We start from the raw sequence: 20819 nt of genomic DNA, 5'->3' as shown, positions 1-20819 counted from the left end.
GAATCAGAGGGCGGACAGGCAGCGCAGCACCGCCGGTTCCAGCGTAAAGCGGGCCGGTGCCTGCCCTACCAGTTCGCCATCCACCTCCAGCGGGCAGTTCTGCCCCTCCACCAACAGGCTGCGCACACTCAGGTAACGCACCCGCTCGTCCAGCACCGGCTGGGCCTTGCGCAAGCTGGGCAGATGCCGCAAAAAGTCCAGCCCGCCACCGCGCTTGATCATCACCACTTCCAGCAGGCCGTCATCCAGCCTTGCCATCGGCGCAATGCCAAGGCCGCTGCCGAAATAACGGCCATTGGCCACACACAGGCTGAGAAAATCACCGCTGATGACTTCGCCATCGCCCAGTGTCAGTTGCATGCGGCGAGGCCGGTAACGCAGCAAGGTCAGCAGGATGGACAGATAGAACGCCACGCTGGCCGGCAGCCAGCCGGGCAGACGGCGCACCTGCTCGACAATGGCCGAGCTGATGCCCAGTGAAGCGATATTGCCAAACCAGATCACCCGCTCACCGGCCTCTCCCGGCAGGCTGAGCCGCCCCAGGTCGATGCGGCGTACGCGCTGGCTGGCAATCAACTGTTCCAGTTGCTCCAGCGAATCGTTTACCCCCAGCGAACGGACAAAATCATTACCCGTGCCAAACGGCAGCGCCCCCACCGCCACGCGTTCACGCGCGGCAGCATCCGCCCGCATCACGCCATTGATTACCTCGTGGATGGTGCCATCGCCCCCCACGGCAATCAGGTAATCACAGCCCTGCTCTACCGCCTGCAAGGCCATGTCTTCGGCACTGACCGCCGAGGTGGTGATGTGGATATCCACCTGGTAATGTGCAGCAAAACGTTGCAACAGGCGGTCGGGCAGGCTGCGCGGACAACGCAGGCCATGCAGGATGAAAACCAGCCGGGTCTGAGCCATAACGAGACTATTGGAAATTAACTGTTGGATTATCAGGCAGAACATCAGCTTTTGACACCAGAATGACTTGCTCTGCCAGCACTGCCACCCGCACAGCTGTCAGTAAAATCAATGCACTAATCGCGGTGGGCAACTGGCTGGCCGCACGGTTTTCTGATAAATTACGCGGTTTTGCTGCGCCGCATTCTGGCTGCCAGTACCTGCCGGGTGAGACCGATCCCGCGTGCGTGCTGCCACCGCAACCGCACCTTGCAGCGCAAGGCCGGGCAAGCTGCGCCAGCACCACTGCCTCGACTGTTTATCGATGGATCACGCCATGACACCGAATACCACCAAGACCGCGGAAAAAGCACTGGTCGTGCTGTCCGGCGGCCAGGACTCCACCACCTGCCTGTACTGGGCGCTGCAGAAGTTCGGTGCAGCCAATGTGGAAGCCGTCACCTTTGACTACGGCCAGCGCCACCGCGTGGAGCTGGACTGCGCGCGCAAGATTGCTGCCATGGCTGGCGTGCGCCAGACCGTGCTGCCCATCGACACCTTCGCCGCCATCGGTGGCAATGCGCTGACCGATGACAGCATCCAGCCCGAAGAAGGCAGCCGCGACGACGACGCCCTGCCCAACACCTTCGTGCCCGGCCGCAACCTGATTTTCCTCACTTTTGCCGCTGCCTTCGGTTACACCCGCGGTGCCCGTCACATCGTCACCGGTGTGGCACAGACCGACTACTCCGGCTACCCGGACTGCCGCGAGAACACCCTGCAGGCACTGCAACTGGCGGTGCGACTGGGCATGGACAGCCGTGTCGAGCTGCATACCCCGCTGATGTACCTGAGCAAGGCCGAAACCGTCACCCTGGCGCAGCAAGTGGGCGCAATGGAAGCACTGGCCTGGAGCCACACCTGCTATAACGGCGCGGTGCCGCCTTGCGGTCATTGTGCTTCCTGCGAGCTGCGCGCCAAGGGCTTTGCCGAGGCTGGCGTGGCCGACCCGCTGATCGAACGCTGCAGCAAGGAGGCCTGACATGCATGCATCCTGCCTGCTGGCCGGTGGCCGCTTTGAAGCCGCCCGCCGTGTTGCCGGTGACGAACACCGCCTGAACGGCCTGCACGGTCACAGCTTCCGCGTGCTGGCTCGTGCCGATGTCACCCACATCGAACAGGCCGAACTGCACACCGCGCTGGCTCAGGTACTGGCCCCGCTTGACTATGCCGACCTCAACCAGCAACTGCCACAGTGCGACGACCTGAGCCTGGCCCGGCACATCAAGGACGCCCTGAACTGCCCTGCAGCCCTGCTGCTGCAAAGCGCACCGGAACGCGGCGTGATGCTGGAAAACGGCACGGCACTGCACTGGATTGCCGCCAGCTTCGAGGCCGCCCACCACCTGCCCCACGTACCGGCCGGCCACAAATGCGGCCGCCTGCATGGCCACGGTTTTGGCGTGCGCATCGTGGCCGATGCCCGCCAGCACAGCCAGGCCCAGCTGGAAGCCGCCTGGGCACCGTTGTTCCTGCGACTGAATCACCGCTACCTCAATGACATCGCCGGGCTGGAAAACCCTACCAGTGAAGTGATTGCCGCCTGGCTGTACCACGCGCTGCAAGACGCAGGCCTGACAGGCCTGGCCTGGGTGGAAGTCCGCGAAACCCATACTGCGGGCAGCCAGTTCGATGGCAAGCGCTTCCGCATCTGGAAGGAACAGCGCTTTGAAAGCGCAGTACCGTTCGACAGCAATGGCAACTACACCGGCCACAGCTATCTGGTACGGCTGATGCTCACCGGCAGCCTGGACCGCACCATGGGCTGGCTGCTGGACTTTGGCGATGTCAAAGACCGCTTCAAGCCCATCTACCGGCAGCTGGACCACAACCCGCTGGACAAGCTGGCTGGCGTGCGTGACGGCCACAGCCAGTCGGTGGCCGAATGGGTGCATGCCCATCTGTCGCCGCTGGTGCCGGAGCTGGCACGCATCGACCTGATGGAAAACGACCACCAGGGGGTGTCGCTGCTGTTCCATGACGATATGCGCTGGCCGCTGCTGCAAGGGGAATGAAGATGTACACAGTAAAGGAAATCTTCTACACCCTGCAGGGTGAAGGCCGACAAGCTGGCCGCGCCGCCGTGTTTTGCCGTTTTAGCGGCTGTAATTTGTGGTCTGGCCGCGAGGAAGACCGCAGCAAGGCGGTATGCCAGTTCTGCGATACCGACTTTGTCGGCACCGGCCCGGATGGCGGCAAGTTTGCCACCGCCGCCGAACTGGCCGCCCGCATTGCCAGCGAATGGCCGGCAGGCAGTGGCGGCACACCTTATGTGGTGTGTACCGGTGGTGAGCCGCTGTTGCAGCTGGATGTCGCGCTGATTGAGGCCCTGCACGCCGAAGGCTTTGAAATCGCAGTGGAAACCAATGGCACCATCGCCGCCCCGGCAGGTATTGACTGGATCTGCGTCAGCCCCAAGGCCGGCGCACCGCTGCTGCAAACCAGCGGGAATGAATTGAAGCTGGTTTACCCGCAAGCCACCCAGCTGCCGGAAACCGTCGCCCATTTGCAGTTTGACACCTTCTACCTGCAGCCGATGGATGGCCCGGAGCTGGCCGCCAATACCCGCGCCGCCATTGCCTACTGCATGGCACACCCGCGCTGGCGGCTATCGGTGCAGACACACAAGGTGGTCAACATCCGTTAAACCGTCGGGCGCACAGTCGCCCGATTTTTTTTGCCTGATCGTGTAAGAAACCCTCCATGACCCCGACAGATGCTGCAGAGACGGTCACGCAGCAGGCCAGCAGAAAAGCATTTAACTTATTGCAACAGCAGCCAATGGCAGCGAAATGCAAATAATTTAAAAATATTTTCTGCCAGTGTGTAAGAAAGCCCCCGCCCGTGCGACTGACTCCTGAAACCCGGCACTTGCCGCTTACCCCCGACAGGAGATTGACATGAACGCTTCCAAGACTCTGCTTGCTTCCGCCATGGGCGCTGTTGTTACCCTGGCTGCTCTGGCTGCCGCCCCCGCCCAGGCCGCAGAACAGGAAAAATGCTATGGCGTGGCCATGGCCGGCATGAACGATTGTGCCTCCGCCACCGGCGCACACAGCTGCAAAGGCCAGGCCATGGTAGACAAGGACCCGGGCGACTGGAAGCTGGTTGCCAAGGGCAGCTGCCAGCAAATGGGTGGCAATACCATGGCACCAATGAAACAATAAGCAGTCTATTGTTAACCATGCATATACCGGGTAGCCCGCCAGGCTACCCTGCCCAGCACATACAGCTCAGCATAAAATCCGTTTGAACCTACCCCAAAGGAGAACCACCATGAATGCTTCCAAAGCCCTGCTCGCTTCCGCCCTGGGTGCCGTTGTCGCCATGGGCGCCCTCAGCGCCACCCCGGCTGCCGCCGCAGAAAAAGAAAAATGTTTCGGCATTGCCCAGGCTGGCAAGAACGACTGCGCCTCCGGCGCCCACTCCTGCGCAGGTCAGGCCACCAAGGACAAGGACCCCGGTGACTGGAAATACGTTGCCAAGGGCAGCTGCGAAAAAATGGGCGGCAAACTGGGCAAGTAAGCCCGGCCACGCTTCTCTTAACCTTGATCACTGAAGCCAGACCATGACCCACTCCACCCTCCCTGCCGTTGCCGGCATCGGCCTGCGCGCCCCCCACTATCGCCAGGTGCTGGACACCCTGCCGCCACTGGGCTGGGTGGAGGTTCATAGTGAAAACTTCTTTGATGGCGGCATGCCGCTGGCCATGTTGCAGCGGGTGGCGGAACACTATCCGCTGTCGCTGCACGGCGTGGGCCTGGGGCTGGGTTCGCTGGTGCGCCCGGACGGAGAACATCTGGCTGCGCTCAAGCGATTGGTGGATGCCATCCAGCCAGCGGCGGTATCGGAACACCTGTCTTTCAACCACAGTGCGCAGCGTTATGTGAACGACCTGCTGCCCATTCCTTACACCAGCGCAGCGCTGGAGGTGATTGCCAGCAACGTGGCGGAAACCCAGGACGCGCTGGGCCGGCCCGTCTTGCTGGAAAACCTGTCCAGCTATGTGGAATACCCCGGCAACGAAATGAACGAAGGCGAGTTTCTGGCCGAGCTGGTAAAGCGCACCGGTTGCGGCCTGCTGCTGGACGTCAACAATCTCTACGTCAATGGCATCAATCTGGGAACCGACGTGCAGGCCGTGCTGGCCGCCCTGCCCGCTGCTGCCATTGGCGAAATCCATCTGGCAGGCTATAGCGAACGCGACGGCATGCTGGTGGATACCCACAGCCAGCCGGTACACCCCGGCGTATGGCAGCTGTATGGCCAGGTCATCAAGCAGCTGGGCCCACGCCCGACGCTGATCGAGTGGGATCTGGACATTCCGCCACTGGACACACTGCAAGCCGAAGCCGCCAAGGCCGACACCATCCTGCAAGGAGCGCGTCATGACGCCTGAAGCACGCTGGCAGGCCGAGCTGCTGGAACTGATTGCCCGGCAAGAGCAGCAGCCGGATGACACACTGGGCTTGAATGCGGCCGGGCTGGCGGTTTACCGCAACAACTACCGGCTGGGCCTGATGGACACCTTGAAAATGATCTACCCGGTATGCGGGCAAATCGTCGGCGAGGAATTCTTCACCGGACTGGCACGGGAATACAGCAAACGCCATGCCTCGCACAGCGGCAACCTGCACAGCTATGGCGCAGCATTCGGTGATTTCCTGCAAGGTTTTCCACCAGCGCAAACCCTGCCTTATCTGGCCGATGTGGCCCGGCTGGAATGGGCGGTGCATCGCAGCTATTACGCCATCGACCAGCAGCCACTGGCCGCGACGGCGCTGGCGGATGTCCATCCGGATCAATTCGGCCAGCTGCGCTTTACCCTGAGCGAGAGCAGCCGCGCACTGTCATCGCCCTGGCCAGTGGTTACCATCTGGCAAGGACACCAGCCCGGCCAGACGCTGAATGTAGACCTTGAGTCCGGTGGCGAACAGGCACTGGTCAGCCGCCACGCAGGCAAGGTCCGCGTGCAAGCCCAAACCGCAGGCATGGCTGCACTATTGCTGGCCCTGCAACAGGGCTTGCTGCTGGAAGAAGCAGCCGGACGGGCATTGTCGGCAGAAGCCGGTTTCGACCTGCAAGCCGGGCTGGCCCGCCTGTTTGCCGACGGCCTGCTCAGCCACTACCAACTGTAAACCAAGGCTTGTTCACCATCCGCCTGCCTGGCGGAGGGGCGCGGCTTGACCATTCCACGGGAGACCGACCATGCAAGTACTCAGACAAAAACTGCTGCCACTGCAGCAGCTGTTCGACCAGGCCAGTCATGCTGCCCGCCCGCTGGTGCTGCTGCTGTTCCGGCTATGGGTGGCAAATGTATTTTTCAAGTCCGGCCTTACCAAGCTGGAGGACTGGGATACCACCTTGCTGCTGTTTTCCAATGACTACCATGTCCCACTGCTGCCGCCTGCGCTGGCTGCGGTGATGGGCACCTTTGGCGAAACCGTGTTTTCCAGCCTGCTGGTCGTCGGGCTGTTTGGCCGCTTTGCCGCCGCCGGGCTGTTCGTGGTCAACCTGATGGCCGTCATCAGCTATCCGGACCTTACCGATGTCACCCGCCAGTTCCATTACTACTGGGCCATGCTGCTGCTGGCGCTGTTTGCCTTCGGCCCGGGATGCCTGTCGCTGGATGCCGCCTGGCAACGCTGGCACCAGCGTCGCAAAGGACATTGAAGCCACAGCGCCGGATGGGGACACATCCCCATTCCGGCTGTCCGCCTGCAAGTGGCATAATGGCGTATTGCCCATCAGACTGCTTGTACGCCCATGTCCATCACCCTCGTCATTCAATCCCCCCGTCTCGACAGCCGCGAACTGCAGGAACTGGCCACGCTGGCCGGTGCCAGCGGCATTCAGCAGCCCAGCCCCGACGTGGCCAGACTGGCAGACGCCGACCCGGCCAGCCGCGATGCCATCAGCGCCTGCTGCCAGACCCTGGGCTATGACTTTGCCTTTGTCGACAGCAGCCTGAAACTGGCCGACTTCGGCCTGTTGGTGTCCGATATGGACTCGACGCTGATCACCATCGAATGCATTGATGAAATTGCCGACATGCAAGGCATCAAGCCGCAAGTAGCCGCCATTACCGAACGCTCGATGCGTGGCGAGCTGGATTTCTCCGCCTCGCTGCGCGAACGGGTTGCCTTGCTGGCCGGCCTGTCGGAAAGCGCGCTGGAAAAGGTGTATCAGGAACGCCTGCAACTGAGCCCCGGCGCGGAAAAACTGCTGGCACGCTGCAAGGAAAACGGCATCCGCTTCATGCTGGTTTCCGGCGGCTTCACCTTCTTTACCGAACGGCTGAAACAACAACTGGGACTGGACTATGCTTACGCCAACCAGCTGGAAGTGGTGGACGGCAAGCTGACCGGCCGCGTGGTGGGCGATATCGTGGATGCCGCCGCCAAGCAGCGCCTGCTGATCGAAAAGCGCACAGAACTTGGCTTGCGTCCGGAACAGGTGATTGCCATGGGTGACGGTGCCAACGACCTGCTGATGCTGGGTGAAGCCGGCGTGGGCGTGGCCTACCGCGCCAAACCTGTGGTGCAGGCCAAGGCCGATGTCGCCATCAATGTCGTGGGACTGGACGGCGTGGCCAAGCTGTTCGCCTGATCCGCTCTCACCGGGAGATCACCATGCACCTGCTGCCCGCACTGGACAGTGCCAGCTTTGATGCCCACCTGCCCTTGCAGGTGCAATTGCTGAACGACGCGCAGTGCTCTGCGGCCCGCCAGCGGGAAACCCGGCTGGCGCTGCGGGTGCTGGCCGCACCGAGCGAGACTCCGGAAGAACCGGACCCGATGCTGATGCGTCTGGAAGCCAAGCTGGACCTGGCACTGGAAATTGCCCTGCTCGGCCATCATCCGGACCGCCCGCCGCTCACCCCCTGCCGGCTGGGACTGGACAGCATTGCCTGGCTGTCCGACCACCCCTGGCGGGTGGGCGACGCGATACAGATTGCCCTGATGCCCAATCCCGATTCGGCGCTGATGCTGTTCCTGGCGGCACATATCGAAGAACAGCACCCCACACCTGACGAGTCCTACGCCATCATCGCCCGCTTGCAGCTGCCACAGGACGAACAGACCCAACCCTTATGGGAACGCTGGGTATTTCGCCGGCATCGGCGGGCCATTCTGGAACGCTGAAACCGTCCCGCTGCATTCCACTGCAATCGGTGGCCAAGTGGAATAGACTGGAATGCCCGGCACTACGCCCTTATGCCACGCCCTTATGCAAGGATGTCGCCATGGCCAGCCCGTTTACCCTCCAAACGCTAATCGACACCGTACAGGGTGGGCTGTTACTGGTGCAGCCGGACAGCGGCCAGATCATCGCCGCCAACCAGCTGGCGGCCATCTTGCTGGCCATGCCCCACCCCAGCCTGCAAGGTCGTCCGTTCAGCCAGTTCCTGCCGCAGGCAGAAGACAGCAGCACCCTGCGCCATCTGCTGGCGCAGCAAGGCATGATCTACAACCTGCCATTCCGCTTGATCAGCGCCACCGGTCGGCCGATTGAAGTGCAACTGTCCTTGCGCGAAATCCAGCTGGCCGAGCAAACCTGCCTCGTCATCAGCTTTGGCGACCGTAGCGAAAGCCATCAGATGCGCCAGTTGATCAAGCTGGAACACCAACTGCTGCAGCGCGCACTCAATATGTTGAAAAGCATGAACCAGGACACATCAATCCAGCTGGAGGATGACCAGCTGATGGGCGTGGTCAGCATCCAGCAACTTCTTGGCAACGCCCATTCAGAAACCGGCCGCATCCGGCGCTATGGCGGTGCGCTTGCCGGCATGCTGGTGCAAATCATCAATCTGCCACCACGGGATGACGACGCCGCACGGCGCCAGTTGCTGAGGCTGGCGGGCAGCCTGTGCGTACAGGGAACGCGCGACAGCGATCAGGTGGCACACCAAAGGGAAGATGCCTTTCTGGTGTTGATGCCCAATACCAGCCTGGATGGCGCACAGGAAGTAGCCCAGCGCCTGCTGCAGGTGCTGGGCCAACTGGTGTATCGCAATCAGGAGCAGGAATGTCCGGTGGAAGTCTGTATCGGCCTGAGTGCATTGCGGACGGCGGAAAGCGCCCCCAATGCCATGTTCCAGCGCCTGGAGGACGCCCTTGAACAAGCCCGGCAGGCTGGCCGCAACCGGATCAGCCGCCAGGCCTGAGGACTAACGCTGCCCCTGGCGCGCCAGATGCACGGCCATCAGCCCCAGCACACCACCCATCAACCAGCGTTGCAGTTGCAAGAACAGTGGCCGACCGGCAAGAAACGCGGCCATCCTCCCCGCCAGCAACAGCAATAGCGTATTGACCAGCAGACTGATGGCAATCTGGCTGAAACCCAGCAACAAGGACTGGGACAGCACATTGCCGTGTAGCGGATTGATGAACTGCGGCAGCAAGGACAAGTACATCACCGCCACCTTGGGATTGAGCAAATTGGTGAACAAACCATGGCAAACAGCTTGCGCGGACTGTCCGGTGGCAATTGCCGAACCGCAAACGGCGAGTGACCGCCGGGTTTGACTGCCTGCCAGGCCAGGTAAAACAGATAGGCAGCACCGGCCAGCCGTAGCGCGTCATAGGCCAGTGGTACCGCCAGTAATAGTGCACTGATGCCAAGTGCGGCACACAGCATGTAGCACAGGAAACCTGCACCGACGCCAGCCAGGGAGATCAGGCCAGCACGTCGCCCCTGGCACAGGGTGCGCGACAACAGATAGGCCATGTTGGGCCCGGGCGTCAGCACCATCCCCAGTGCCAGCAGGGAAAAGGTCAACCACTGTGCGGTGTCTGGCATGGTGCTCTCCGGTCGGCTAGTCAGCGCCTAGTGTGCCTGAGCCTGTTGCAGACCATCCAGCAGTTTCTGGTGAATGCCACCAAAACCGCCGTTACTCATTACCAGGATATGATCGCCGCTGCGCGCTTCGACCAGAATGGCGGCCAGCAGCGCATCCAGCTGGTCGAAGGTTTCCGCCTTGTCCCCCATGGGCAGCAAAGCTTCAGCCGGGCTCCAGTTAAGACCGGCGGCAGAGCAGAACACCCGGTCGGCCAGTGCCAGCGAAGCAGGCAGTGCGTCTTTCATGGTGCCCAGCTTCATGGTGTTGGAGCGCGGCTCCAGCACCGCCAGAATGCGCGCATCCCCCACATGGCGGCGCAAGCCTTCCAGCGTGGTGGCAATGGCGGTGGGATGATGGGCAAAGTCGTCATACACGGTGACACCCGCCACCTTGCCGCGCACTTCCATGCGGCGTTTTACATTGTCAAAGCGTGCCAGCGCGGCGATGGCATCGCGCACGGCTACCCCGGCGTGGCGAGCGGCGGCAATGGCAGCCACCGCATTCAGGCGGTTGTGTTCGCCCATCAGTGTCCACTCCACCCGGCCTTGCAGCTGGCCATGCAGCAATACATCGAAGTGGCCATTGGCATCCGGCTCGCCCGCTTGCCAGCCATCGGCCACGCCGAATGCTTCCACCGGCGTCCAGCAGCCACGCTCCAGCACGCGGCTCAGGCTGGCCTCGCGGCCATTGCTGACAATCAGGCCTTGTGCCGGGATGGTGCGTACCAGGTGATGGAATTGCGTCTCGATAGCCGCCAGATCAGCGAAGATGTCCGCATGATCGTATTCCAGATTATTCAGGATGGCTGTACGTGGCCGGTAGTGGACAAACTTGGAACGCTTGTCGAAGAAAGCGGTGTCGTATTCATCCGCCTCGATCACAAAGAAGGGGCTGGTGCTGGCCGGGTCCTGCGCCGGATGACCGGGCAGGCGGGCAGACACGCCAAAGTTCTGCGGAATGCCGCCAATCAGGAAGCCCGGAGCCAGGCCGGCGTCTTCCAGAATCCACGCCAGCATGGAGCTGGTGGTGGTCTTGCCGTGCGTGCCGGCTACGGCCAGCACCCATTTGTCGTGCAGCACGTTTTCCGCCAGCCACTGCGGGCCGGAAACATAAGGCAGGCCGCGATTGAGGATTTCCTCCATCAGCGGCTTGCCACGGGTCACTACATTGCCCACCACATACATGTCGGCACCCAGCTCCAGCTGCTCGGCCCCGAATCCCTGGGTCAGGGTGATGCCCATGGCCTCCAGCTGGGTACTCATCGGAGGATAAACATTGGCATCGCAACCGGTAACGGTATGGCCTGCCTGTTTGGCGATGGCAGCGATGCCGCCCATGAAGGTGCCGCAAATGCCCAGAATGTGGATGTGCATGTGAGTGAATGCTGTGTTAACCGCGAGGGGGCTATTATAACGCTGCATTGGCCTTATATTTCACTCTGTTCACACGTGGCCCATGGCCCGTCCATCATTCAAGCCGGAGACGCTGGGCAAGCGGGCCGGCAGTTCAGGAGAAAACACATGCGCCACGATATCGTGATTCAACAACCGGCCAGCCCTGTGCAACTGATGTTGCTGTTTCATGGCGTGGGCGGCAGCCCGGAAAGCATGGCGGAATTCGGACGCTATCTGGGCAAGCGCTTTCCGCAGGCGCTGATTGTCAGCGTAGCCGGAGCGGATGAGAGTGACCTTGGTCAGGGTTTCCAGTGGTTTTCGGTACAGGGCGTCACCGAGGAAAACCGCTTGCAACGGGTAGCTGCCGCCCTGCCCGGCTTTGTCTCCGCAGTGGAATACTGGCAGCAACAGAGCGGCCTTGGCCATGCGGCCACCGCGCTACTGGGCTTCAGCCAGGGCGCCATCATGGCACTGGAAGCCGCAGCAGCCTACCCGGCGCTGGCCAGCCGGGTGCTGGCCTTCAGCGGACGCTTTGCCAGCCTGCCGGCGCGTGCGTTGCCGCAAACTACCATCCACCTGTTCCATGGCAAGGCCGACCCGGTGATACCGTATGTACACAGCGTGCGGGCAGCGGAACACCTGATTGCACTGGGTGGCGATGTGACCGCTGAAATCGAGCCTTTCGTCGGCCACCAGCTGCATGAAGACCTGCTGGAAAAAGCGGTGGAATACCTGCAATCGCATATTCCCAAGCATGTATGGGATGAGGCGCTGTCCGCTACGCCACCACAGGGCAGCATCAAACCGCATTGATGTCACGGCGAGCCGCCAGCACGGAGACTCGCCGTTCTTGCTTCAGAAAAACAGCCAGGTCATCAGGACAAACAAGGGCAGCAGGATGCTGACCGACCACAACATGTAGCCAAAGAAGCTGGGCATGGCCACGCCGCGCTGCTCGGCAATGGCTTTCACCATGAAGTTGGGGGCATTGCCGATATAGGTATTGGCCCCCATGAATACCGCACCCATGGAAATGGCCAGCAGGGTTTGCGCCAGCGGCCCCATCAGCGTGACGGCATTACCGTCTGCCAGATTAAAGAACACCAGATAGGTGGGCGCATTGTCCAGGAAGCTGGATAGCAAGCCGGTCATCCAGAAATACATGCCATTCACCGGCTGGCCATCCGCCCCGGATACCGCATGCACCAGGGCCGCCAGCTGGCCGCTGCTACCGGCACGCAAGATGGCAATAGCCGGGCCGATGGTGATGAAGATGCCGGCAAACAGCTTGCCCACTTCCAGAATCGGGTCCCAGTTGAATTCATTGCCAGCACGCACCTGCTTGGGCGTCAGCCACAGCGAAGCCAGCGCCAACAACAGCAGCAAGCCGTCGCGTACCAGGTTTTGCAGCTCGGCATGCACACCGGCCAGTTCCAGGTGAATCCCCGGCTGCCAGAATCCGGACAGCAATACCGCCCCCACCACACCGGCCAGCAGGAAAAAATTACGCTTGCCATACAGACGCAAGGGCTGATCGTGATGCGGCTTGAATTCTTCGTCCTCACGGCGGTAGAAATGGCTGTCCAGCAAGAAGAACACCAGCAACAAGGCGGCAGACAGAGCCAGTACCGGCAACAGCATGTGCTGGAAGGTCCAGCCGAACGTCACCCCCTTGAGAAAGCCCAGAAACAGCGGCGGGTCCCCCAGCGGGGTCAGGCCACCACCAACATTGGCCACCAGGAAGATGAAAAACACCACCACATGCACCCGGTGCTTGCGGTTGTCATTGGCCTTCAGCAAGGGACGAATCAGCAGCATCGCTGCCCCGGTGGTGCCCATGATGGAAGCCAGCGCCGTGCCGATGGCCAGGATGGCGGTGTTGACCCTGGGTGAACCATGCAGGCTGCCCCCCACCAGAATGCCGCCCGACACGGTATACAAGGCCAGCAGCAGCATGATGAAGGGAATGTATTCGCTCACCAGCGCATGCACGATCAGGCTGATGGAACTACTCACCCCGAAGCTGGCGGTAAACGGCAGCAGGAACAAAACCGTCCAGCAGGCGGTGATCTTGCCGAAATGGTGGTGCCAGAAGCCCGGAGCAAAAATAGGGAACAAGGCAATGGACAACAGGATGCCGGCAAAAGGCAGCACCCAGGCCAGGCTGAGCGTGCTGCCATCCAGGTCGGCAGCCTGTGCCAGCGCAGGCAGGGTCAGCAGCGGCAGGAAAAGCAGATAGCGCAGTGCGTTAGGCATTGAAGCTCCGTGAATACCGCGTATACATGAAAAAGGCCGGAACAGCGTCTCCGGCCCCTTGTTGCCCGACAGCGCGGGCCATGCAGCCAGAAGCCTTACAGACTACCCTTCTGGATGAACTCGATCTTATAGCCATCCGGGTCTTCCACGAAAGCAATCACGGTGGTGCCGTGTTTCATCGGGCCGGCCTCACGTACCACCTTGCCGCCCTTGGCACGCACCGCGTCACAGGCCTGATAGGCATCTTCCACGCCGATGGCGATGTGGCCGAAGGCGTTACCCAGCTCATAGCTGTCAGTATCCCAGTTGTGGGTCAGTTCCAGCACGGTATGGTCGGCTTCGTCACCGTAGCCGACAAAGGCCAGGGTAAAGCGGCCTTCCGGGTAATCCTGACGGCGCAGCAGGCGCATGCCCAGCACGTCCTGATAAAACGCCAGCGAACGTTCCAGATTGCCGACGCGCAGCATGGTGTGCAGAAATTGCATGTTGTGGACTCCTGTGAAATTGAAGAGCGACCGCCACCGGCTGACCGGTCGCACCGGACCTGGCGCGGGGTCAACCAAAGCGGAACAGGCTAGCACCCTGTTGTTTCAACCAATGACGTGCATTCTGCCAATCGGGAAACAGGCGGGCGGTTTCCTGCCAGAAGGCCGCCGAATGGTTCATGTGCTGCAAATGGGCCAGCTCGTGGGCCAGCACATAATCGATGATGGCGAGCGGCGCCTGCACCAGTCGCCAGTTAAGGCGGATATCGCCCCGGGCGGTACAACTCCCCCAGCGGGTACGGGCAGATGACAGCGAAAGCTTGCCGGGCGGACGCGGACAGTGTGACTGCATCTGCGCCATGCGCTGGGCAAACAGCAACTGGGCCTGGCGCTTGAGCCAGCCGGATACCACGGCCTGCAGGCCGGCCTCGTCATCCGGCGCTACGCCGGAGACTTGCAGTACATCGCCGTCCAGCCTGGCACTGCGCCGCATTCCGGCTACCCGCTGCAGGCTGATGGGCCGCCCCAGCAAGGTTAAACCTGTCTGATCGGACAGTTGCTGTTTTTGTTCCCGCTGCATCAGTACATGGCGGGCAATCCAGTCACGCCGCGCCTGCAACACCTCGTGCAGGCGGGCATGGGTAACGCGCGGGTGGGCAATCAGCTCCACCCGGCCATCGGCAATGCGGATGCCGATGCTTTTGCGCACCCGGCGTACCAGGTGCACATCCACCGCGCCATCAGGCAGCGGCAGGACGGTCCAGGCGGCGGCGCTTGTCATCGGGATGGGCAAAGGGGCCGACACCGCCGATTTCCTGCTGGCGCGCTTCAATCCACTGCTGCGCCTGCTGGGTCATGGCTTCGGGGCCGACACCGTCTTGCGGATAGATGGCCGGGCCAATCACCACGGTGATTTCGCCCGGATATTTCAGGAAGGCATTACGCGGCCAGAATTCGCCGGCATTGTGCGCCACCGGCACCAGCGGCATGTCCAGCTGGCGCGACATACGTGCCGCACCATGCTTGTACTTGCCTGCCACGCCCGGCTTGGTACGCGTGCCTTCCGGAAACACGGTAATCCAGAAGCCGTGCTTCTTGCGCTCCAGCCCCTGCTTGAGCATGCGGTCGTTGGCGCGGGCCCGGTCGGAACGGTTGATGGCAATCGGGTTCATCAAGGCCAGGCCCCAGCCGAAGAAGGGCAGCCACAGCAGCTCGCGCTTGGCCACGTAAATCTGCGAAGGGAAGATTTTCTGCAAGGCCAGGGTTTCCCAGCCGGACTGGTGCTTGGAACAAATGATGGAGGGCACCGACGGCATGTTTTCCGCCCCGATCACCTTGTATTTCAGCCCCACCACATGCACCAGCAGCCACAGCATGATCTTGGCCCAGCTCTCGCCAAACACATGGCGGGTACGGCGCGGCAGCGGCGCAGCAATGAACAGGCCGAGAAAGCACAGCGGCGTGACAATCAGCAGCAACAGCCAGTAAATCAGGTTACGAATCCAGATCATGGGTTAATTCAGCCTCACAACAAACCACTTCAGGAATTGATCAGGTGTTCTGCCGCATCAAACAGGTCGTCGAACACCAGCGTGCCTTCGGGCAACCCACCCTTCTCCAGGGTTTTCATGCCTTTGCCGGTACGCACCAGGATGGGTTGGCCGCCAACAGCCGCCACCGACTCCAGATCACGCAGGCTGTCGCCAATCAGCGGCAGGCCCTGCAATTTGACATTGAAGCGCTCGGCCAGCTCCAGCACCATGCCCGGCAACGGCTTGCGGCATTCACAGCCGTGATCCGGCCCGTGCGGGCAATAGGCCACGGCATCGATACGGCCACCGGCCTGACCCACCAGGCGGTGCATCTTCTCATGCATGGCGTTGAGCGCATGCACATCGAACAGACCACGCGCCAGACCGGACTGATTGGTGGCCACCACCACGCGCCAGCCCGCCTGGGTCAGGTTGGCTATCGCTTCCAGACTGTGCGGCAGCGGTACCCATTCCATGGTGTTCTTGACGAAATCATCGCGGTCTTCATTGATGACGCCGTCGCGATCCAGGATGACAAGTTTCATGGTTTTCCTTGGGAGGGAGCATCAATCCGGCCGGTAAACACGCGACCCTGCCGGATTGATACAGGCAATAACTGCGCCAGCCAGCCCGTCACGGGCCGGCCAGACGCTTAATCCGCCAGCAGCGAGATATCCGCCACGCGGTTGAACAGGGCCGCCAGGCGGGCCAGCAAGGCGATACGGTTGGCACGTACGGCCAGGTCGTCCGCCATCACCATCACACCATCAAAGAAAGCATCCACCGGTGCCTTCAGGCTGGACAGCTGCGCCAGCGCACCGGCAAAGTCGTGGGCGGCAAACTTGGCGTCCACCTGCGGTGCCAGCTCGGTCACGGCAGCGTACAGGGCCTGCTCGGCGGCTTCGCTCAGCAAGGCCGGGTTCACCGAACCCACTTCGCCTTCCACCTTCTTCAGGATGTTCTTCACCCGCTTGTTGGCGGCGGCCAGGGTAGCGGCTTCCGGCAGTGCCTTGAAGGCAGCCACGGCAGCCAGTACGGCCGGTACTTCGTTCAGGGTGGACGGAGCGAGCGCCAGCACGGCTTCCACTTCGTCGGCCTGATAGTCGGCCGCCAGGTAGTTCTTCAGGCGGTCCATCATGAAGGCAAACACTTCGTCAGCCGTGGTGGCGGACAGCTTGCCTGCCGGGAAGGCAGCAGCCACCAGCGTCAGCAGGGCCTTGAGGTCCAGCTTGGCTGCCAGTGCCATGCGCAGCACGCCAAGGGCCGCGCGACGCAGGGCGTACGGGTCCTTGTCGCCAGTCGGAATCAGGCCGATACCCCAGATGCCGACAATGGCTTCCAGCTTGTCGGCCAGTGCCACGGCAGTGGCAATGTCGCCCTGCGGCAGGCTGTCACCGGCAAAGCGCGGGTGGTAGTGGCCTTCGATGGCGGCGGCAACTACCTCACTTTCGCCGTCGTGCTGGGCGTAGTACATGCCCATCACGCCTTGCAGCTCGGGGAACTCACCCACCATGTCGGTGACCAGGTCGGCCTTGGCCAGCAAGGCGGCACGTTCGGCCACGGACTGGTCCGCGCCCAGTTGGGCGGCAATCTGGCCGGCAATCGCTTGCAGGCGTTCCACACGTTCCAGCTGGCTGCCGATCTTGTTGTGGTAAACCACTTCGGCCAGTTTGGCCAGACGGGTTTCCAGACGGGCTTTCTGGTCCTGCTCGAAGAAGAACTTGGCATCGGACAGACGGGCGCGCAGCACGCGCTCGTTACCCTGGATGATGTGGCTGGGATCGGCGGTTTCCAGATTGGACACCAGCAGGAAGCGGTTCATCAGCTTGCCCTTGGCGTCCAGCAGCGGGAAGTACTTCTGGTTCTGCTGCATGGTCAGGATCAGGCATTCCTGCGGCACCTTGAGGAATTCGGCTTCAAAGCCGGCTTCCAGTACCACCGGCCATTCCACCAGCGCAGTCACTTCGTCAAGCAAAGCGTCGTCGGCGGCAATGGTGGCTCCATGCACGGCAGCGGCGTCAGCCAGGCGCTTCTTGATCAGCTCGCGGCGGGCATCAAAGCTGGCCAGTACCTTGCCCTGCTCGAACAGCACGCGGGCATAGTCGTCGGCTTTTTCGACAAATACATCGCCCGATGACAGGAAGCGGTGACCACGGGTGGCGTTGCGGCTGGTGAGGCCCAGCAGGCTGCCGTCAATCACGGTTTCGCCCCACAGCATGATCAGGCCATGCACCGGACGCACGAACTGGTAGTCGTAATCGGCCCAGCGCATCAGCTTGGGAATCGGCAGCTTTTTCAGCGCCAGTGCGACGATGTCGGTCAGTACTGCGGACAGTGCTTCACCGGTCTTGGTGCTTTCATAGGCAAACACGTCCTGCTTGCCATCGCTCATGGTGGTGAGCGCAGAAACCTCCACGCCGCAGGAGCGGGCAAAGCCGGCCAGTGCCGGGGTGGGCTGGCCATCCTTCATGCCGGCGGCCACGGCCGGGCCCTTGCGCACGATTTTCTGGTCCGGCTGCACGGCCAGCACGGCCGGGACTTGCACAGCCAGGCGGCGCGGCGAGGCAAACACGGTGGCGGCGGCATCAGCAGCCACAAACTGCAGTTTTTTCAGTTCTTCGGTAATGGTCTGGCCAAAGCTGTGCGACAGCTTTTCCAGCGCCTTGGGCGGCAGCTCTTCGGTGAGCAACTCGATAAGCAGGGTGGCGTTCATGATTTATTCAGGTTTCTTGTGCGGAGCGGATTTGGCGAGATAGCACACGACTTGCAGCATGGTGTCGGCAACCGAGCCTTGTTCCACCGACTGCCATTTCCAGGCAAAACGTTGTACCGGGAACATGGTGGAGTACAGCTGGCGGCCACGCTTGTCGGCATATTCGAAACCGACAAAGGTGTATTGCTGCTTGCTGCAGCTGGCATAGCCGCTGGTACGCCGGATGAAATACTTGATGTCGGTAGCCTTGTCGTACTGACGTTCGCTAAAGCGCTCCTGATTCACAAAATGGACCAGTCCGTCCTTTTCCACCCAGATGGAATTACGGTCCATCGACAGTTCCAGCGCGGAACCTTGCTGGTAAACGCCCCAGTCAGGTTCTGCCGCCATGGCGGGCAGGGACAGCAGGGCCAGAAGCAGACTGATCCGTGTTTTCATGGCCGGTCAGGCCTTGGGGCACATGGGGAAACCCAGTGCCTCGCGCGCGGCGTAGTAAGCCTGGGCCACACCACGCGACAGGGTGCGTACCCGGCCGATATAGGTGGCACGTTCGGTCACCGAGATGGCACCACGGGCATCCAGCAGGTTGAAGCAGTGACCGGCCTTGAGCACCATTTCGTAAGCCGGCAGCGCCAGCGGAATGTCCAGCAGGCGCTTGGCTTCGGATTCGTAGTAGCTGAACAGTTCGAACAGCTTGGGCACATTGGCGTGTTCGAAGTTGTAGGTGGACTGCTCCACTTCATTCTGGTGGTATACGTCGCCGTAGGTCACGCGCTGACCGTTGGGGTAGACCGTCCACAGCAGGTCGTACACGTTTTCCACGCCTTGCAGATACATGGCCAGACGCTCGATACCGTAGGTGATTTCACCCAGTACCGGCTTGCAGTCCAGGCCACCCACTTGCTGGAAGTAGGTGAACTGGGTGACTTCCATGCCGTTCAGCCAGACTTCCCAGCCCAGACCCCAGGCACCCAGCGTCGGGTTTTCCCAGTCGTCTTCAACAAAGCGGATGTCGTGCACGGTGGGGTCGATACCCAGCACCTTGAGCGAGCCCAGGTAGAGTTCCTGGATATTGGCCGGCGACGGCTTGAGCGCTACCTGGAACTGGTAGTAATGCTGCAGGCGGTTCGGGTTTTCGCCATAGCGACCGTCCTTGGGACGACGCGACGGTTGTACATAGGCAGCGTTCCACGGCTCCGGGCCGATGGCGCGCAGACAGGTGGCCGGATGCGAGGTACCGGCGCCCACCTCCATGTCGAAGGGTTGCATGATGACGCACCCTTGCTCGTTCCAATAATTCTGGAGGGTAAGGATGATTTCCTGGAAGGTAAGCATAGACGTGGGGTAGCGAGTAAAAAGTCAAAGGTCGATTCTACCGCCTAGCGTCCCCGCCGCAAAGCAAGGTAGTGGCTGAATGCTGCCGTTCGTTGTGCATTGCATGAAATCAGACGGCACATTGGCTGCCCGTCAGCTGCTTGCCCAGCAGGCCGTTGGGGCAGCCCGCAGGAAAGCAGGCATGAAAAAGCCGGGGCATCCCCGGCTTTGATCGACATCACGCTCTGGCCCGGCTTGCTCAGCTCCAGTCCAGGATCACCTTGCCGCTCTGGCCGGACAGCATGGTGGCGAAGCCTTGCTCGAAGTCATCCACCTTGAAGTGGTGGGTGATGATGGGGCGGATATCCAGCCCGGACTGGATCAGCGCCACCATCTTGTACCAGGTTTCAAACATCTCGCGGCCATAGATGCCCTTGATTTCCAGGCCCTTGAAGATGACCTGGTTCCAGTCGATGGCGGTATTGGCCGGCGGAATGCCCAGCAGCGCAATCTTGCCGCCGTGGTTCATGGTTTCCAGCATCTGGCGGAAGGCCTGCGGGTTGCCGGACATTTCCAGGCCCACGTCGAAACCTTCACACATGTGCAGCTCGCTCATCACCTGCTTCAGGTCTTCACGCGCCACGTTCACTGCACGGCTGGCGCCCATCTGGCGTGCCAGTTCCAGGCGGTAGTCGTTGACGTCGGTGATCACGATATGGCGTGCACCCACGTGCTTGGCAATGGCCACCGCCATGATGCCGATGGGGCCGGCACCGGTGATCAGCACGTCTTCGCCCACCAGATTGAAGGACAGCGCGGTATGCACCGCATTGCCGAAGGGGTCGAAGATGGCGGCCAGATCATCGGAAATGTCGTCCGGAATCGGGAAGGCATTGAAGGCCGGAATCACCAGGTATTCGGCAAAGGCGCCTTCGCGGTTGACGCCCACACCCACGGTGTTGCGGCACAGGTGGCGACGCCCGGCACGACAGTTGCGGCAATGGCCGCAGGTGATATGGCCTTCGCCGGACACGCGCTGGCCGATTTCAAAGCCACGCACTTCGGAGCCCATGGCGGCCACTACGCCGACGTATTCATGACCCACATGCATGGGCACCGGAATGGTCTTCTGCGCCCATTCGTCCCAGTTCCAGATATGGATGTCGGTGCCGCAGATGGCGGTTTTGCTGATTTTGATCAGCAGGTCGTTATGGCCGATTTCCGGTTGCGGCACATCATTCATCCACAGGCCGGGAGCGGATTTCAGTTTGGAGAGTGCTTTCATTGCGTTTGCCTGTCTGTGCGTCGCCCGCCAGCATTGTG

General features: G+C 61.5%; 25 protein-coding genes. 12 read left to right on the top strand and 13 right to left on the bottom strand.

Annotated elements, in window-relative coordinates; genetic code table 11:
- Nucleotides 1-3: 3 nt before the first annotated feature.
- The gene (locus AWT75_RS04110; protein WP_062787592.1) at nucleotides 4-918 is read right to left on the bottom strand and encodes a diacylglycerol/lipid kinase family protein; all 915 of its coding nucleotides are present in this window, start codon (nucleotides 916-918) and stop codon (nucleotides 4-6) included.
- Nucleotides 919-1234: 316 nt separating this feature from the next.
- On the opposite strand from AWT75_RS04110, the gene queC reads away from it, so the two are divergent.
- From queC to AWT75_RS04055, 11 genes are all read left to right on the top strand, one after another.
- On the top strand, nucleotides 1235-1939 hold the full coding sequence (queC, locus tag AWT75_RS04105) for a 7-cyano-7-deazaguanine synthase QueC (protein WP_062787645.1): 705 nt from the start codon (nucleotides 1235-1237) through the stop codon (nucleotides 1937-1939).
- A 1-nt stretch (nucleotide 1940) separates the two neighbouring features.
- Nucleotides 1941-2972 carry a 6-carboxytetrahydropterin synthase gene (locus AWT75_RS23925; RefSeq protein WP_062787590.1) on the top strand — a complete coding sequence of 344 codons (1032 nt, stop codon included), beginning with the start codon at nucleotides 1941-1943 and terminating at the stop codon, nucleotides 2970-2972.
- 2 nt (nucleotides 2973-2974) lie between these two features.
- Nucleotides 2975-3604, top strand: coding sequence for a 7-carboxy-7-deazaguanine synthase (gene queE / locus AWT75_RS04095; protein WP_062787643.1), 630 nt, complete (start codon nucleotides 2975-2977; stop codon nucleotides 3602-3604).
- Nucleotides 3605-3857: 253 nt separating this feature from the next.
- Nucleotides 3858-4124: a BufA1 family periplasmic bufferin-type metallophore gene (locus AWT75_RS04090; RefSeq protein ID WP_062787588.1), complete on the top strand. Its 267-nt coding sequence runs from the start codon at nucleotides 3858-3860 to the stop codon at nucleotides 4122-4124.
- A 109-nt stretch (nucleotides 4125-4233) separates the two neighbouring features.
- Nucleotides 4234-4482, top strand: coding sequence for a BufA1 family periplasmic bufferin-type metallophore (locus tag AWT75_RS04085; protein WP_045847494.1), 249 nt, complete (start codon nucleotides 4234-4236; stop codon nucleotides 4480-4482).
- Nucleotides 4483-4525: 43 nt separating this feature from the next.
- Entirely contained in the window at nucleotides 4526-5356 is an 831-nt protein-coding gene (gene bufB / locus AWT75_RS04080; RefSeq protein WP_062787585.1) for an MNIO family bufferin maturase, read from the top strand.
- The gene (locus AWT75_RS04075) at nucleotides 5346-6095 is read left to right on the top strand and encodes an HvfC/BufC N-terminal domain-containing protein (RefSeq protein ID WP_062787583.1); all 750 of its coding nucleotides are present in this window, start codon (nucleotides 5346-5348) and stop codon (nucleotides 6093-6095) included. The genes bufB and AWT75_RS04075 overlap by 11 nt, the downstream gene beginning before the upstream one ends.
- Before the next feature lie 70 nt (nucleotides 6096-6165).
- Nucleotides 6166-6630 (top strand): DoxX family protein, encoded by a 465-nt coding sequence (locus AWT75_RS04070; protein ID WP_062787580.1) that lies wholly within the window; start codon nucleotides 6166-6168, stop codon nucleotides 6628-6630.
- A 93-nt stretch (nucleotides 6631-6723) separates the two neighbouring features.
- Nucleotides 6724-7566, top strand: coding sequence for a phosphoserine phosphatase SerB (serB, locus tag AWT75_RS04065; RefSeq protein ID WP_082086500.1), 843 nt, complete (start codon nucleotides 6724-6726; stop codon nucleotides 7564-7566).
- Nucleotides 7567-7589: 23 nt separating this feature from the next.
- Nucleotides 7590-8102, top strand: coding sequence for a PilZ domain-containing protein (locus AWT75_RS04060; protein ID WP_062787577.1), 513 nt, complete (start codon nucleotides 7590-7592; stop codon nucleotides 8100-8102).
- A gap of 101 nt (nucleotides 8103-8203) precedes the next feature.
- Entirely contained in the window at nucleotides 8204-9127 is a 924-nt protein-coding gene (locus AWT75_RS04055) for a GGDEF domain-containing protein (protein ID WP_062787574.1), read from the top strand.
- Between the two features lie 3 nt (nucleotides 9128-9130).
- On the opposite strand, the gene AWT75_RS23370 is transcribed toward AWT75_RS04055, so the two are convergent.
- Genes AWT75_RS23370 through mpl form a run of 3 tightly spaced genes read right to left on the bottom strand, consistent with a single transcriptional unit; the run spans nucleotide 9131 to nucleotide 11175 of the window.
- Nucleotides 9131-9451, bottom strand: a complete 321-nt coding sequence (locus AWT75_RS23370) for a LysE family translocator (protein WP_338021289.1) — start codon at nucleotides 9449-9451, stop codon at nucleotides 9131-9133.
- Nucleotides 9376-9762: a LysE family translocator gene (locus tag AWT75_RS23365; RefSeq protein ID WP_275575679.1), complete on the bottom strand. Its 387-nt coding sequence runs from the start codon at nucleotides 9760-9762 to the stop codon at nucleotides 9376-9378. Before AWT75_RS23365 ends, AWT75_RS23370 begins: the two co-directional genes overlap by 76 nt.
- Nucleotides 9763-9789: 27 nt before the next feature.
- Complete coding sequence (mpl, locus tag AWT75_RS04045) at nucleotides 9790-11175, bottom strand: UDP-N-acetylmuramate:L-alanyl-gamma-D-glutamyl-meso-diaminopimelate ligase (RefSeq protein WP_062787571.1); 1386 nt, start codon at nucleotides 11173-11175, stop codon at nucleotides 9790-9792.
- 147 nt (nucleotides 11176-11322) lie between these two features.
- On the opposite strand from mpl, the gene ypfH reads away from it, so the two are divergent.
- Nucleotides 11323-12009, top strand: coding sequence for an esterase (ypfH, locus tag AWT75_RS04040; protein ID WP_062787568.1), 687 nt, complete (start codon nucleotides 11323-11325; stop codon nucleotides 12007-12009).
- A 42-nt stretch (nucleotides 12010-12051) separates the two neighbouring features.
- Here the strand turns inward: ypfH and AWT75_RS04035 are convergent, their stop codons facing one another.
- The 9 genes from AWT75_RS04035 to tdh all read right to left on the bottom strand — a co-directional run bounded on the left by AWT75_RS04035 (nucleotide 12052) and on the right by tdh (nucleotide 20781).
- On the bottom strand, nucleotides 12052-13452 hold the full coding sequence (locus AWT75_RS04035; protein ID WP_045847503.1) for a sodium:proton antiporter: 1401 nt from the start codon (nucleotides 13450-13452) through the stop codon (nucleotides 12052-12054).
- 95 nt (nucleotides 13453-13547) lie between these two features.
- Nucleotides 13548-13937 (bottom strand): lactoylglutathione lyase, encoded by a 390-nt coding sequence (gloA, locus tag AWT75_RS04030; RefSeq protein ID WP_062787566.1) that lies wholly within the window; start codon nucleotides 13935-13937, stop codon nucleotides 13548-13550.
- A 70-nt stretch (nucleotides 13938-14007) separates the two neighbouring features.
- Nucleotides 14008-14742 carry a M48 family metallopeptidase gene (locus AWT75_RS04025; RefSeq protein ID WP_239689454.1) on the bottom strand — a complete coding sequence of 245 codons (735 nt, stop codon included), beginning with the start codon at nucleotides 14740-14742 and terminating at the stop codon, nucleotides 14008-14010.
- The gene (locus AWT75_RS04020; RefSeq protein ID WP_045847553.1) at nucleotides 14678-15448 is read right to left on the bottom strand and encodes a lysophospholipid acyltransferase family protein; all 771 of its coding nucleotides are present in this window, start codon (nucleotides 15446-15448) and stop codon (nucleotides 14678-14680) included. The genes AWT75_RS04025 and AWT75_RS04020 overlap by 65 nt, the downstream gene beginning before the upstream one ends.
- Nucleotides 15449-15477: 29 nt before the next feature.
- Nucleotides 15478-16014 (bottom strand): D-glycero-beta-D-manno-heptose 1,7-bisphosphate 7-phosphatase, encoded by a 537-nt coding sequence (gene gmhB / locus AWT75_RS04015; RefSeq protein WP_045847554.1) that lies wholly within the window; start codon nucleotides 16012-16014, stop codon nucleotides 15478-15480.
- 107 nt (nucleotides 16015-16121) lie between these two features.
- Nucleotides 16122-18182 (bottom strand): glycine--tRNA ligase subunit beta, encoded by a 2061-nt coding sequence (gene glyS / locus AWT75_RS04010; RefSeq protein ID WP_062787562.1) that lies wholly within the window; start codon nucleotides 18180-18182, stop codon nucleotides 16122-16124.
- A gap of 3 nt (nucleotides 18183-18185) precedes the next feature.
- A complete protein-coding gene (locus tag AWT75_RS04005; protein WP_045847556.1) occupies nucleotides 18186-18620 on the bottom strand; it encodes a surface-adhesin E family protein in 435 nt (144 codons plus the stop codon).
- Nucleotides 18621-18626: 6 nt separating this feature from the next.
- Entirely contained in the window at nucleotides 18627-19517 is an 891-nt protein-coding gene (gene glyQ / locus AWT75_RS04000) for a glycine--tRNA ligase subunit alpha (RefSeq protein WP_045847557.1), read from the bottom strand.
- Between the two features lie 238 nt (nucleotides 19518-19755).
- Complete coding sequence (tdh, locus tag AWT75_RS03995; RefSeq protein ID WP_045847559.1) at nucleotides 19756-20781, bottom strand: L-threonine 3-dehydrogenase; 1026 nt, start codon at nucleotides 20779-20781, stop codon at nucleotides 19756-19758.
- Between the last annotated feature and the right edge of the window lie 38 nt (nucleotides 20782-20819).

This window comes from Aquitalea pelogenes (assembly GCF_001515305.1).
Taxonomy (GTDB): domain Bacteria; phylum Pseudomonadota; class Gammaproteobacteria; order Burkholderiales; family Chromobacteriaceae; genus Aquitalea; species Aquitalea pelogenes.
The sequence above is the reverse complement of the archived record's forward strand: the minus strand, read 5'-3'. Positions and strand labels throughout refer to the sequence as shown.